13 protein-coding genes and 1 tRNA gene are annotated in these 13,317 nt (G+C 41.9%); 2 read left to right on the forward strand and 12 right to left on the reverse strand.

Going from position 1 to position 13,317, the window contains the following annotated elements:
• Positions 1 to 27: 27 nt before the first annotated feature.
• The 4 genes from ACO05P_RS00505 to ACO05P_RS00520 form a co-directional block, all read right to left on the reverse strand.
• Positions 28 to 705, reverse strand: coding sequence for a hypothetical protein (locus tag ACO05P_RS00505; RefSeq protein ID WP_421752829.1), 678 nt, complete (start codon positions 703 to 705; stop codon positions 28 to 30).
• Between the two features lie 32 nt (positions 706 to 737).
• Positions 738 to 1,112 (reverse strand): iron chaperone, encoded by a 375-nt coding sequence (locus ACO05P_RS00510; RefSeq protein ID WP_421752830.1) that lies wholly within the window; start codon positions 1,110 to 1,112, stop codon positions 738 to 740.
• Between the two features lie 30 nt (positions 1,113 to 1,142).
• Positions 1,143 to 1,715 (reverse strand): NIF family HAD-type phosphatase, encoded by a 573-nt coding sequence (locus ACO05P_RS00515; protein ID WP_421752831.1) that lies wholly within the window; start codon positions 1,713 to 1,715, stop codon positions 1,143 to 1,145.
• Between the two features lie 156 nt (positions 1,716 to 1,871).
• Positions 1,872 to 2,030 (reverse strand): hypothetical protein, encoded by a 159-nt coding sequence (locus ACO05P_RS00520; RefSeq protein ID WP_421752832.1) that lies wholly within the window; start codon positions 2,028 to 2,030, stop codon positions 1,872 to 1,874.
• A 622-nt stretch (positions 2,031 to 2,652) separates the two neighbouring features.
• On the opposite strand from ACO05P_RS00520, the gene ACO05P_RS00525 reads away from it, so the two are divergent.
• Positions 2,653 to 4,122, forward strand: a complete 1,470-nt coding sequence (locus tag ACO05P_RS00525; protein ID WP_421752833.1) for an ATP-dependent nuclease — start codon at positions 2,653 to 2,655, stop codon at positions 4,120 to 4,122.
• Positions 4,123 to 4,479: 357 nt separating this feature from the next.
• Here the strand turns inward: ACO05P_RS00525 and ACO05P_RS00530 are convergent, their stop codons facing one another.
• The 8 genes from ACO05P_RS00530 to purL form a co-directional block, all read right to left on the reverse strand.
• Positions 4,480 to 4,818: a hypothetical protein gene (locus tag ACO05P_RS00530; protein ID WP_421752834.1), complete on the reverse strand. Its 339-nt coding sequence runs from the start codon at positions 4,816 to 4,818 to the stop codon at positions 4,480 to 4,482.
• Positions 4,819 to 5,251: 433 nt separating this feature from the next.
• Positions 5,252 to 5,325 (reverse strand) — tRNA-Arg (locus tag ACO05P_RS00535).
• Between the two features lie 147 nt (positions 5,326 to 5,472).
• Positions 5,473 to 6,666: an FtsX-like permease family protein gene (locus ACO05P_RS00540; protein WP_421752835.1), complete on the reverse strand. Its 1,194-nt coding sequence runs from the start codon at positions 6,664 to 6,666 to the stop codon at positions 5,473 to 5,475.
• Positions 6,666 to 7,295: an ABC transporter ATP-binding protein gene (locus ACO05P_RS00545; protein WP_421752836.1), complete on the reverse strand. Its 630-nt coding sequence runs from the start codon at positions 7,293 to 7,295 to the stop codon at positions 6,666 to 6,668. The genes ACO05P_RS00540 and ACO05P_RS00545 overlap by 1 nt, the downstream gene beginning before the upstream one ends.
• A 9-nt stretch (positions 7,296 to 7,304) precedes the next feature.
• Positions 7,305 to 9,017 (reverse strand): DUF4836 family protein, encoded by a 1,713-nt coding sequence (locus ACO05P_RS00550; protein ID WP_421752837.1) that lies wholly within the window; start codon positions 9,015 to 9,017, stop codon positions 7,305 to 7,307.
• A gap of 220 nt (positions 9,018 to 9,237) precedes the next feature.
• The gene (locus ACO05P_RS00555; RefSeq protein ID WP_421752838.1) at positions 9,238 to 9,519 is read right to left on the reverse strand and encodes an ATP-dependent Clp protease adaptor ClpS; all 282 of its coding nucleotides are present in this window, start codon (positions 9,517 to 9,519) and stop codon (positions 9,238 to 9,240) included.
• The gene (gene plsY, locus ACO05P_RS00560; protein WP_421752839.1) at positions 9,516 to 10,136 is read right to left on the reverse strand and encodes a glycerol-3-phosphate 1-O-acyltransferase PlsY; all 621 of its coding nucleotides are present in this window, start codon (positions 10,134 to 10,136) and stop codon (positions 9,516 to 9,518) included. Before plsY ends, ACO05P_RS00555 begins: the two co-directional genes overlap by 4 nt.
• 100 nt (positions 10,137 to 10,236) lie before the next feature.
• Entirely contained in the window at positions 10,237 to 12,477 is a 2,241-nt protein-coding gene (purL, locus tag ACO05P_RS00565) for a phosphoribosylformylglycinamidine synthase subunit PurL (RefSeq protein ID WP_421752840.1), read from the reverse strand.
• 74 nt (positions 12,478 to 12,551) lie between these two features.
• Between purL and ACO05P_RS00570 the strand changes: the two genes are divergently transcribed.
• Positions 12,552 to 13,286 (forward strand): sulfotransferase family protein, encoded by a 735-nt coding sequence (locus tag ACO05P_RS00570; protein WP_421752841.1) that lies wholly within the window; start codon positions 12,552 to 12,554, stop codon positions 13,284 to 13,286.
• The last annotated feature ends 31 nt before the right edge of the window (positions 13,287 to 13,317 follow it).

A 13,317-nucleotide genomic window follows, 5' to 3' on the forward strand; every position in this document is an offset into this window, starting at 1 on the left:
GTTTTAACGGCAGTTTTTGCCCAATTCTTATTCGCTGGGCGAATTTTTGAAGCTACCTAACCAGGCTATGGCCTGATCTTCATCTTCGATGGGCTTCATTTGCAAGCCGCCATATTGCAAGAAAATGCTTTGTCCGGCTTGAGTGCCTTTAAACTGATGAGAGATCCAAAAATAATTATCACCCGCATGGATCGGTAGATAGCCCTTTTCTCCTTTTACCGAAAAGGGAATGGAGTCATGGGCAGAATCCAGATATAGATATAAAACCTCCTGATCTTTTAGCTCCCGCTCTTGCCCTTGTATCTCGATCCAAAAATCATAATTCTTGGAGGGAATTCCGCCCAATTCATCCCTGAAGAGAATCAGTCGGGGAGCTGGCGATTGGGGTTTTAAGACCTCTTCGGACACTTGATAGAGGCTGCCTTCGAGGTATTGACCTTCTTGTACAAATTTGTGGAAGTGCACTAAATTACCATGATGGGCCTTGGCTTTAGCGCGGATATCTGCTTCAATCTCCGGCCAGCTCTGATGAGGGTAAGCCAGTTTAAGATCACCCACTTTTATTTTGTTAGGGTACAGATCGGGCTCGGCTGTAAAATAAACCCTGTCTATTGAAATCGCTTCTACATCTGGGTTGAGGTTTAGAACCTTATTGTTTACACAGCCCAGGCAGAGCAGCAGGAGGAAAATTGAGGCAAAGCGCATAGTCCGATTTTGTACTAAGATAAATGCAATCTTTAAGCCAGGCCTAATGCTTGGATACGGTATTTCACCATGGCAATGATCAGGTCCTTGGGTAGCTCTTTATTTAAGGGAAATTGAACGGTTCCTTTCTTTACAATGGCCTCTTGCAATTGATCTTTAAAGGCTTCAATGGTATCGGGATGGGGGTAGAGGCTTACATGCTTTTTATAGCCGGCCATCATAATTTGCTTATCCATTTTAGCACCTTCTTCCAGCGCAAAAACGGGAATATTGTAATTGATTTTCTCTACCGCTTGGGGTGCGGCTTCTAAAATACAGGCCCTTAATTCCAAAAGCTTGGCTCTACATTCTTCGCTTTGATCCGCGAGGTAGTCGGCTACCTGATTGTATTGCTTCATTTTTGCCATGGAAGGAAGGTAAGGAATATTGTACAGGAATTAAGAATTCAGACCTTCTTCGGAGGGGATCCGCCAATTCCTTTTATCTACTAATCTTAGATTTTCGACCGCCTTTATTTTTTGCAGATAATTCATTAATAGCAGTAATTCCCTATCCTCTTGATCACCAAGATATTCCTTGATGATTAGGGCATTACCATAATTATCCATCACTTTATGTGGACTGTCGTCTATCATCAAGATTTTTCCCAAGCGATAGCCAAGTTTCTTGACCTTTTTGAGGCGTTTCACATAATAGAATTCCTTGTGGGCGATCAGGCTTTGCTCCATTCGATTGGAATGGGTATTTCTTCTTAAAGTGGTTCGAGAGCGGGCCCAAATAAACTGCGCTAAAGCTTCCAGGCCAATCAGTTTAGTGATAGCTTCAACATAGGCGTCTGAAGCTGAGGACCAGATCGCAAATTCGAAATGTGTACTCAGGAATTCAATAAAGCGATGGAAATGGGGGCGCAGGTAAATATGGTAGTCGCCAAAGATGAAGTCAGCCGGATACTCTAAGGGCTGGCTTCGGGCATGAATGAGGGTTTCATCCAGGTCGAGGATAATCAGCAAATCGGAGGGTGCTTTTCCATTTTAATAGCAGAAGGAAGCAGCAAGATAAGGTTTCATTTAAGAGAATCGAATACCACAGTCAGGGCTATTTTGCTTGCTACAATGGGGCCTCCCCAAAATTTGACTGATACAATTGGGTATATCTAAGCTATTGGACTAAGAGACAGAATCCATAAAGAAAAAGGAATAGCTGGACTGGCTACTCCAAATGGAAACCTCTTTCAGCTCTGGATCATTAGGATAGAGTTCATAGGGTTTCCATTTCTGGGCACAGAGTGATTGGGCTTTTAATAGGAAGAGTAGAAATGGACGCATGATGGCTGATTGGTACTATTAATAACCTTGGAGTGGCTGGAATAGTATGGGGATGGGAAATGGGATGAGTCTTGCTGCAGGTTTGTAATTTTTATCCACAAAGCAAAAGCCCCGGACAAAATACTTTGCGGCGGTTTTTATGAGATCGGTGAAATTGGTGGTTGATCCTGAACTTCCCAAAGTCAGCAGCGATTTGAACTTTAACAATGTGGAAGGCTATACCCAGACTTTGCTTTGGAAAGGGGAGGGCGGATTGTACCAGGTATATTGGCAGAAATTTCTTTACACCCTAGTCTGGCTAGGGTCTTACGCGTTTACTTTCTTTTGGATGGGGTGAACTGAAATAGATCACAGCTTTTAAATCGGCAAAGTTTAAGGTAATGGGTTTGCCTTTTGGAGACGGTGAAACTGGATGTCAAATACCATGATTCTGCTGTGGTTGCGAAGGCGCAGGTTTTGAAGTTCTAAGGTTTACTGAAAGAAAGGATTCATTAATTTTCGATCATAGATAGCACCAAATTGTTTATATGGATATCACCTTTTTTAAACTGATTATTGAGAAAGGGTACCAAGATGTAAACAAGTTAGGCTTGATGTAATCGAAATAGTAAATCAAACATTCATGGATACTCTAAAGGTTAAAATTGAGAAAATAAAAAATATTGAAACTGCAGATTTTGAACTACCATTAGAAAGCGGAGTATATGCTCTAGTTGGGACTAATGGTTGTGGTAAAAGCTCTATATTACTATCAGTTGCTCAACTAATCTCAAAGCATTACTTAGGAACATTAAAACGAGAAGACTATGAATCTGAGTCGAATGTCACCTACGAGATAGATGGTATTTCAGATAAATGGTCCGCGGATATGAGAACCGGATTTTGGAAATCAAATATATATCCAAAAACCTTGAAGGTAAATGGGCTTTATGAAGGATCCCTTTTTTACGGAACTCGATTTAATGATTCAAGAAAAATTGATGAGTATCTTGAAAGAGGGAAGTTAAGTGAAGATGAAATCGTTCCTTCCGATGATTATGTGATAGAAAGGTTGAGTTACATACTTCACGGTGATTACGAACATTACCAATCGCTTCATAGAGTACGAAACAAATACATAACTCAGGAAATAAACGTTAGTAATACGCCCTATTTTATCAAAGTAAAGGGCAAGCTAATCAGTCAGTACAGAATGAGCTCTGGAGAATGTCTTCTAGTTTCATTATTACATTTTATTTACAATTCAATTGTAAGAAAATCGCTTCCTGTTGACAAAAGGGTATTAGTCCTGATAGATGAAATAGAGTTGGCACTACACCCTATTGCTGTCAGCAGACTAATCGATCTGCTCAATGAATTAACGACTGAACATAATAACCTTACTGTAATACTTACAAGTCACTCACCTGAGGTGATTCGAAAAATAAAACCCGCTAACTTATACAAGGTATCTAATAACAAAGGAAATGTGACCCTGGAATCCAATTGTTATCCGAGCTACTTAATTAGGGATGTCTACAGTCATGATGGATTTGATTTCTTAGTGTTAGTTGAAGACAACCTAACTAAGAATGTTATTGAAAAAATTCTATTCAAAGACAATCTGAAAAGTGGGAAGTTGGTACATATTGTCCCAGTTGGAGGCTGGCAAAATGTTTTGGAGCTTCATAAAGAGCTTCTAAGATGGAACGTGCTTGGATTAGGAAGGCAGATAGTGAGCGTGCTAGACGGAGATATAAAAGAAAATGTCAGCAATGAATATAAAGACGTGCGAAAGTTGTTTCTGCCTATCAAGAGTGTGGAAAAATACTTATACAAAGTCATCATTGATGAGCCAAATGGAAAAATAGTGAGAATTTTAAATGATAAGTACTTTACATTAAAATCCATAGAAACTCTTGTAAAGGAGTTCAAGGAGAAATTTCCAACTACTCCACCAAACCCAGATAAGAAGTTCTACTTTAAGCTCAAGAAAGATCTTGAAGGGAGAATGGTTTCCGAGGAGTACTTTATTAATAACTTTTGCGATGATTTAATGAACAATGTTGACTTTTCAACATTCACTAGGAATATTAAGAAAGTATTAAACTAATACTAAGCCAGACAGAAACTATTCGCAATACCCTTCGGGATAATGTGCCGCACCAAACCGTATAGCGTAAAAAATCTTGTTTTAATGAAAATAATGTGATTAAAAGTCTTGTCCATTAATGCCTTTGGCCAGCTTGCTTATTTCAGCCTTCAACTTTATATATGGTTGACGGGCATCCTATTTACAATTTATTTCAAAAGACTAGAGAAACTGAAAGGTCAAGCTTTTATAAGCTTGACAATATAAAAGTTCATCTTTTTGAGTTAGAAACCGTTAAAAGCCTTTCGTTGTATGTTTGGTCTAGTGACGAAAAGGAAGTCATGGTGGAAAGAATGCGTTATAAAAACTATGAAGAATTCATTTTTCTTCTTGATCGAATTCTTGAAGTCCGTCTTGCATGCCAGAAATGTATTTCTTTACCGCAGATAGTAGAGACCTTTGGACAGTCTTGTAAGCCGTAGAAAATTGACTTTTAGAATAATTGTCTTCGATTTCCTGTATTTTGCTATAGGCTGTATGGTATGGATCGAAGAATCTGTCTCGTTCACCGTGGTTAAAAAATAGCAAGGAATTCCGAAACTCATCAAGAAGGCTTTTTAAGTCTCCTCCGAGGAGGTCGTTTCTTCGTGCAGATTCTATTCGATTTTTTAAATTCTCAACTGATCTGATCTGGTTTAAAATTTCTGGTCGTTTCATATTATTCAAATTAGCTGCTACTAGTTGTTTTAATTATTTGCTTCCTTTCGCATTAATCATATTCATTTTCTAATTAAATATAATTGCTTTATTCTGGAAAAAAAATTATTGAAGTTCTCCATTTAATTCTCCCTTCGCTTATTCACCATATGCACATATTTGCTTCTCTAATAAATGGCGTCCATACTATCGGTTTTATGGAATCCTCTGAATAGCGGAAGCCATCTCTATTGTAGTAAACTTCGAATTAGAGCCTTTCTGGACAATTTCCAGAAGCAATGGACTGATTGATCAAAAGGTTTCCAATCCATGACTTTTTTGATCTTGCCCCATCTTATACATATCCAAATACGGAGGAAGCTAATTTGAAATACCCCCCAAAAGCAAAAGCCCCACACAAATCGCTTTGCGGGGGCTTTTAAGGGTTTGGCAGTGACCTTGGAAGGAGTCGAACCCTCAACCTTCTGATCCGTAGTCAGACGCTCTATCCAATTGAGCTACAAGGCCGGCACTGTTTCCGTTTCTGTAACGGGGCTGCAAATATAAAGACAATTTCAATCCTCGCAAGTGCTTTTGTGATTTTAATTCAATTTTCAGGAGGAGGGGGAGGCTAGTCCCTTGAAAGGCAGTGCGGATCAAGGCTGGATAAATTTTCTAAGCCTGGGCCGGTGCCACAATTCTGCGCATCTGCCGAATTAAAATCACATAGAATAAGGGGATCAAGATGATGCCAATAAGCAGACTGCTGATCAGGATGGAGTTCCCATCTAATTCTTTGGGCAAAATCAGACTTAGGTATTCCTGATAATAAGAGCGGAGGGCCAGGCTAAGCAAAGTGGCGATAAGCAATCCCAGCAGGCTAATGCCAATGCTTAGGTATTGATAGAATTGGGCAATCTTCTTTACCGAATAACCCAATAAATGCAGACTTCGTAATAAATCGCGGTTCTTCTGCAGGATAAGATGAGTGCTCAGCAAAACAAAGAAGAGTGCTAAAACCATGATCAGAATTCCCATAGCCGCTAAAAAGTACAAACCGCCTTCCATTATAAAGGATAGCTTATTGTACTCCATCTTTTCCTGATTGAGCTGATAATTATGCTCTTCCGCAAAACGCAATAGTTCTTCCGCTTTGGGCGAGTTTAAATCGAGGATCAAACGACTGCTTCTTCGGGCTTCTCCGCTGCCGTATTTTCGATTGGCAGCGCTTAGAAATTCATCCGGAACCAAAATCGAATTGATCTTTGTGCTGAAGCCTACAATCCTACTGCGGAACTGCGCTTTTTGGCCATGCCCTTCCAGCTTGAGCTGAAAAGCAATGCGATTGATGGTGCTTTTAGAAACTACCGGTAATCCCTGACTTTCGGCAAAGCCCAAATTGTAAAGGGTGAGGTAGGATTCCGGTATAATGATGGGAACAAAGTTTTGCCCTTCTTCCCAATGCCAGTCTTTGGGTTTAAGGTCGAGGTAAGCATCCGGGATACTCTCTAAAAACAATTCGCTGTAAAAGCCCGGCATTTGATTAGTGCCTTCTAAGAAGGCGCCCACCTTAAATTGGGCCGCCTGAAATTGAGCTACTTCCTTAACATAAGGCAGTGCTTGGAGCGATTCCAATTCCTCCTCACTAAAGTAAATTCCGCTTTTATCCAGGCTTTTAAAGAGGCTTACATTTTTACTGAGGATTAGATGCCTTTGATTGATCACCCCTTCCATTTCCGCAAATAGGGGCCCGAGGTCAGTTCTTAATTGGTAAATACTGATGAAGAGGGTACAACCGATAACAAAGCTCAGCAGATAGCCAAGCAATTGAAATTTATGCAGGGTTTTACGCAGGAGCTTGATCATCATTACAATTTTAAATGTTGATCAATGTGCAAACTGGAATGAGGTTCCAGAGAGCTGATGATTAAGCCTGCTTCACGCTCACTAAGTTCCGCTTCAATAAGGCGGGAAATCTTTTCGATATTGACCTGGTCCAAATGACTAAAGGGCTCATCTAAGAATAGGAAGTCAAAGGGCTGGCAAAGGGCTCTAATTAGAGCCAGTCTTTGTTTTTGGCCCAGGGATAGCTTTTTGCAAATTTGGTGCTTGTAGGCACTTAAGCCCAGACTTTCCAGATAGAAATCCAGTTTACTTTCTGAACAGTACTGCGTGAGCTGGTTTTTAACTTGAAGATTCTCCCAGGCACTAAGCTCATCGAAGAGTTTTAAATCCTGGAAAAGGTAGCTTAGGTGCTGCTGGCGGATTTGGTCCCAATCTTTAGCTTCGAGCCCTTCCCAAATAATCTCGCCACTGTACTGATTACTGCTACCATAGATAAAGTGGAAGAGGGAGCTCTTGCCTTTGCCAGAGCCAGCTGAAATTAAATAGCGTTTGCCTTTCTCAAATTGCACTAAAGGTTCCAAATACACAGCAGAGGCCAAAACATCGGCCTCTGCTACGTAATTGGGTTTAGTATTTTTAAGAATGATCTTCAAAGGGCTAATTTAGAAGATGAAGTCTTCAGACATCTTTAAGATCTCATGCAAGCTATTGTGTTCTGTTTTCTCCGTTTTCAATTGAATGCTGGCTTTATTAGTTCCTTCGCTGCTCACGTCTAAGCTACGTAAACTAGAAATCCAATTCATAGCCGTTTCAGGAGCACGCATTAAGCCATCCCCAATAAGGCTTTGTACAATTTCAGGATAATCTGCCTTGTTTAGGTTTAGGTACATGGTGAAATGAGAATTCTTCATATTGGCAGCCATGGGGTTTTTCGAAAGGCTGTTTTCTCCAAGTCCATCCTTTTGGAAGGCTTTTACCAATTCAGGATCATTGCAGAATAAGGCCATGTCATCCTTAAACTCGAAGAAGAATACGGTTTGTCCAAGGTCCATTACATAAGAACCTTTTTCCGTTTTAAGGATATTGTTCTTCACCTTTTCGTTCTCCAAAAGCTTTTGGAAAGTGCTTTGGTCCTTAAGGTCAAATACAGTGGCTAGACGGGGAATGGTATTTTCCTTAACCTCTTCGGTGGGAACGAAGTCAAAACCACCTTCGTAAACAGAATCGCCAATACTATTGTCGTAATAGGCGAATTTCTTGGGATTGTATTCTTGCTTATAGGTGGAAATAGTGTCGGTGTGCGCTTCGAAATTATAAATGCTAAATGCTCCGGAACCGCCAAAACTGCTCAGGATTTTATCCATGCTCATGCCAGTGGCTTGTTGGATTTGACTCAGCATCATATCGGTTTCGGGACCTTCGCCTCCAGCGCTCATGAATTTATACATGCCCTCAGGGTTAATGGCAAAGCTGGCATTCATATAGCTTTCCTTGGGAAGGTAGTTGAGGAGCTTTTCATTAAAGCTCTGATCGTATAGACCGTATTCCTTCTGTAATTTGGCTAATTCATCACTATAATCATAAATAGATTCTAGTTTGATTCCTTCATTTGTGAAGTCCATATGCAGGGATAAATAGTTATCATCCAAGCTGTATGGCATGTTTGAAAGATTCTGATAGGCGGGAACAATATCCTTTAAATAAGCGAAAGAAAGCCAGAGGTTTAGGTCTGTACTGCGCTCGTAAAAACGATTAAAGGAAGCAACATCCTTGATGGTGGCTTTGCCATTTAAGGCAAATAGCGATTCGGTTTGCGCCAGGAGGGCTTTGCCATCTTCATAATTTTGGCCTGCCATGAAGAGCATTTTGGAATTATCCCAAGCGAGAATAGCGTCATCAAAAACTACGGTTTTAAAAGTGCCGGCTTCTTCAATCTGAAATTGAGATGGGAGGTTCAGCTCTTTTTGTGATTCAGCCAACATTTGCGAAACAAAGGCTTCGAATTTTTTCCCATCCGATAAATCGGTACTGAGGGCGATATAGCGACCTTCGCCAGCATCGCGAGTGGAAAATAGAAAGAAATCTGAAAGTACATTAATGCCCGTTTCGCTGGGATTAGAGCGGTACTTTTTATAAAGTTTACCCAGTTCTTTGGATTCGTTACTCACTTCATCTTCCAAAAATTGAAGACTCTTAAAATCGCCAGCATTCAATTCGGCCTTCAAGGCTAAACTTTTTACATCCAAAACGGATACGAAGGGGCTTTCTTTAGGAATGAGGTCTAAGGCAGCCGGGTTTTGACTGCAAGAGCTTAGGAATAGTCCCAAGGCCAGGACTACAATTAAATTGCGAAACATGGTTCTTTGATTTTTCATTGATGATTATTTGGATTGGCGTGATTTACATAGCAAGGCTTCCTTCGAGGACCCATGGTCTTGAAAGTTGAATGCTTGAGATTCTGATGGATTTTAAAGAAAGCGAAACAGGAAAGACTTAGAGATTAAAGGTTTAAGGGGGCCTAAAAATAGAAAATATTATAGAAGGCCAGATGAATCTCTAAGCTTAAATGAAGGGACTAAAACGGAAGGGAAAGCTTTAGTTGATTTCCGCGCTTAAACCTCTTTCTAAAAGACTAGTGCAACGAGGTTCCAACTCAGAATAGGAGCCGGATTTAACCGAACATTTTCCTTTGTAATGGGTAATCACTGCACATTGTTCGGCTTGCTCCGGACTGTGCTCACAGATTTCCATTAAACAGTGGATTACCCAATCGAAGGTATTTACTTCATCATTAAAAAGAACGATCTCATGCCAGGCGTCTTTTTGCTCCAGCACTGCCGTATCTTCCTGCGATTTCCATTGTTCTTCAAACTTCATCGATCCTCCGCACTTTTACGCTTTAATTTCACTTTGTTTTCTTCACCTCGAAGCAAACGCACGATGTTTTTTCGGTGGGTGATTAAAACTAATAAAGCAATGGCAAAACTGAAAATGATTAAAACTTCCGATGGTTCTTTAAAACGGTAGATCAGCCAAAGTGGTAAGCTCAAGGCAGCAGCCATGCTGGAAACGGAGACGATACGAGTGGCCAGTAAGAAGGCTACAAATACACCCATGGCCAGAAGGGCGGCACCGCTATGCAGGGCAATTACAACGCCTAGTAGGGTGGCAATTCCTTTTCCACCTCTAAAGCCAACATAAATGGGGAAGAGGTGACCAAATACGGCTAAGAAGCCTAAACCTAACATGGCTATTACCGATTGCTGATCGGCAGGTAAGAGATGAATCAATTTTACCGCTGCAAAACCTTTTAAAACATCTAAAACCAAAACCAGCGTGCCCGCCTGTTTGCCTAATACTCTAAAGGCATTGGTGGCACCGGCATTTCCACTGCCATGCTCGCGCAAATCGATTCCGAACATCCAGCGACCGATCCAAACAGACCAAGCCAGTGAACCCAGGAAATAGGCAATAAGCAATAAGGCAATTATCATTTTGCAAAGGTATTAATTTGCCTGAGGCTAAATTAATCAGGGGCAAGGCTTTGAAGCCCAGTATTTAGGCTGAGCTTCAAATGCAAAGATGTTTTGGACCTTAGCTGGTCATGATATCACCCAGGGAATTATCGTAGATCTTACGGTAATCCTCCATGTGACCCCAATCGGTATCGTCGATGCGGATGCTGCCTTTGGTAACGTGGCCCATCAAATCGAATTCCACTCCATTCAACATCATTAAGTCGATGAAGGCATCTTCATTATCAGGATTTACGCTCACAATTACGCGGCTCTGGCTTTCGCCGAAGAGATAAGCGTCACGACGAATGGCAGAATCGGAAGTGATATCAAATCCTAAATTACCGGCCATAGCGCTTTCCATTAAGGCAACGAATAATCCGCCTTCGGAAACATCATGAGCAGATGCCAATACGCCTTTGCGGATCAACATCTTGATTTGCTCCTGAGTGGCGAATTCTTCCTCCAAACTAAAGAAGGGAGTAGAGCTTTCTTGCACTCCGTGGATTTCAACCAAATACTGACTGGAGGAAATATCATTACGATTTTCCCCAATCATATAGATCAGGTCACCTTTTTGAGCAAAGCCCATTGGGGTGATGTGTTTCTTATCTTCGATAATCCCGATCATCCCGATTGTAGGAGTTGGGAATACCGGTTCGGTTTTTTCCTTGGTTACTGTTTGGTTGTAGAAACTCACATTACCACCGGTTACCGGAGTTTGGAATTTCTCACAAGCCTTACCCATCCCTTTAATGGCATTTACAAATTGCCAGTATACTTCAGGATTGTAAGGGTTACCAAAGTTCAAGCAGTTGGTAATGGCTGATGGAATACCACCGCTCACCACAATATTACGTGCTGCTTCGGCCACGGCGATCATCGCACCGGCCTCTGGATTGGCATGCACATAACGAGCATTGCAATCCACAGTCATGGCCAGGGCACGATTGGTATCTTTCAAGTTTACCACCGCCGCATCGCTGGGGCGATTGGTACTCATATTTACGGTTCCCACCATAGAGTCGTACTGCTCATAAACATAGCGCTTAGAAGCAATATTGGGGTGGCCGATTAATTTCTTAGCTACGGCTTGCAAGTCTTCCGGAACCTTAACATCATTCATGTCAAATTCCTGAAAGGCCTTAAAATAAGCAGGCTCTTTATGCTCGCGATAATATACCGGTGCACCTCCACCTAATACCAGTGGATCGGCAGGGGTTTCGGCGATCAATTCACCATGCCAGTAATAGGAGAGACGGTCTTCATTGATAACCTCACCAATTTGGGCGCAGGGTAAATCCCATTTATCGAAGATGGCTAGCACTTCGGCTTCACGACCTTTTTCGATCACGGCCAACATACGCTCCTGACTTTCAGAAAGCAGGATTTCCCAAGGCTTCATATCATCCTGGCGGGTTGGTACTTTATCCAAATGGATTACCATACCCAAGCCACCGGCGGCACTCATCTCAGAAGTAGAGCAGGTAATACCCGCGGCACCCATATCTTGCATGCCTACAATGGCACCGGTTTGCGCCAGTTCCATAGTGGCTTCCAAAAGTTTCTTTTCCTGGAAGGGGTCTCCAACCTGAACGGATGGAATATCATCAGCCGAAGCTTCAGTTAAATCTTTAGAGGCAAAAGCAGCACCCGCAATTCCGTCTTTACCGGTATAAGAACCGATGATGAAAACCGGGTTTCCGGGACCACCACTTTTAGCGCTGATCATTTTATCTTTCTCGGTATGCAAGATACCGGCAGAGAAGGCATTTACTAAGGGGTTTTGCTCGTAGCAAGGGTCGAAATAAACTTCGCCGCCCACGGTAGGAATACCAAATGAGTTTCCATAATTGCCAATACCCTTGGTTACACCTTTTAATAACCATTTGGTACGCTCACTGTCCGCCTTTCCAAAACGGAGAGAATTTAATTGAGCAATGGGGCGGGCACCCATGGTGAAGATATCGCGGTTAATACCACCAACACCGGTTGCAGCACCTTGATAGGGCTCCAAGGCCGAAGGGTGATTATGCGATTCGATCTTAAAAGCACAGGCTAAACCTTCGCCAATATCTACTAAACCGGCATTTTCTTCTCCGGCTTTAACCAGCATATGCGGGCCATCCTTAGGAAGGGTTTTAAGCCAAACAATGGAGTTTTTATAGGAGCAGTGCTCACTCCACATTACAGAATAAATGCTGAGTTCGTTGAAGTTAGGTGTACGACCCAGGATTTCTTTGATCTTATCAAATTCTTCGGGTAAAAGACCTAATTCTTTTGCGGTTTCTACGGTGGTTGCTTCTAAGCTTTGATCCATGAGGTGATTCGCTATCAAAAATGAAGCGCAAAGATACGCTTATATCTCAGCTCTATAGTTCAAGATATCCACAAATGGACCCTTTTTACTTACTTCGCAGCATGTTATTCCGCAAGGCAAAAGGTCTGGAGATCGTAGTGATGGGAGCTGGCAGAGGAGGAACTTCCTTGCTGACTACCTTATTAGATGCCCATCCGCAATTGGAGGTGGCCAGTGAAGATCATGTTGCGGAATATCTGGTGGAAAAGAATCCGCGCTATCCCGATGTAGGTTCTAAATTATCGGCTTTTGTAAAGGCCTGTACTAAGGATGCGAAGCGCAGCAAATTGCGCTACGGCAATAAGATCACCACGGAGCAATTGGGTTTTTTGGAAGACTTCAAGGAAAATCTGGAGGTTCGAGACCTGATTCGCAGGGAACTTTGGGAAGGTAGAAAATTGGTTTTCATAGTTCGGGATGGTCGCACCTGCATCAGCTCTAAGCTGGAAAGAACGGGAGTTGATTATGATACTGCCCTGGGCTATTGGAAGCATTCTGTTTCCCTACTTCGCTATCTAAAGTCTCAGGATCTGGATTTACATCTTTTAAAGTTTGAAGATCTGTTGCAAAATCCGCGCAAGGAATTAGAGCAGCTTTGTGCCTTTTTAGGACTTTCCTATTCTGAAAGTATGTTGAGTGGTACTTCCTCCGATCGGATTCTGGTGGATTACCGCCAACAAGATCTCGATGCCAACCGCGTTCAACGCACAGTCGATTCCCGAATAAAGCTAGCCGATATCCAAGAGGAGCTCGACTTTCTGGCCTATTAATCAGTTACTTATTTTAACATAAGGAAATATT

This window comes from Croceimicrobium sp., assembly GCF_965228705.1.
Classification (GTDB): Bacteria; Bacteroidota; Bacteroidia; order Flavobacteriales; family Schleiferiaceae; genus Croceimicrobium.

What these genes read in the sequence shown, in the direction of transcription:
- ACO05P_RS00505 (WP_421752829.1), bottom strand. Translation starts at nt 705, where the DNA reads ATGCGCTTTGCCTCAATTTTCCTCCTGCTGCTCTGCCTGGGCTGTGTA.
- ACO05P_RS00555 (WP_421752838.1), bottom strand. Translation starts at nt 9,519, where the DNA reads ATGAAGTTTGAAGAACAATGGAAATCGCAGGAAGATACGGCAGTGCTG.
- plsY (WP_421752839.1), bottom strand. Translation starts at nt 10,136, where the DNA reads ATGATAATTGCCTTATTGCTTATTGCCTATTTCCTGGGTTCACTGGCT.
- ACO05P_RS00525 (WP_421752833.1), top strand. Translation starts at nt 2,653, where the DNA reads ATGGATACTCTAAAGGTTAAAATTGAGAAAATAAAAAATATTGAAACT.
- ACO05P_RS00510 (WP_421752830.1), bottom strand. Translation starts at nt 1,112, where the DNA reads ATGGCAAAAATGAAGCAATACAATCAGGTAGCCGACTACCTCGCGGAT.
- ACO05P_RS00540 (WP_421752835.1), bottom strand. Translation starts at nt 6,666, where the DNA reads ATGATGATCAAGCTCCTGCGTAAAACCCTGCATAAATTTCAATTGCTT.
- purL (WP_421752840.1), bottom strand. Translation starts at nt 12,477, where the DNA reads ATGGATCAAAGCTTAGAAGCAACCACCGTAGAAACCGCAAAAGAATTA.
- ACO05P_RS00550 (WP_421752837.1), bottom strand. Translation starts at nt 9,017, where the DNA reads ATGAAAAATCAAAGAACCATGTTTCGCAATTTAATTGTAGTCCTGGCC.
- ACO05P_RS00570 (WP_421752841.1), top strand. Translation starts at nt 12,552, where the DNA reads ATGGACCCTTTTTACTTACTTCGCAGCATGTTATTCCGCAAGGCAAAA.
- ACO05P_RS00520 (WP_421752832.1), bottom strand. Translation starts at nt 2,030, where the DNA reads ATGCGTCCATTTCTACTCTTCCTATTAAAAGCCCAATCACTCTGTGCC.
- ACO05P_RS00530 (WP_421752834.1), bottom strand. Translation starts at nt 4,818, where the DNA reads ATGAAACGACCAGAAATTTTAAACCAGATCAGATCAGTTGAGAATTTA.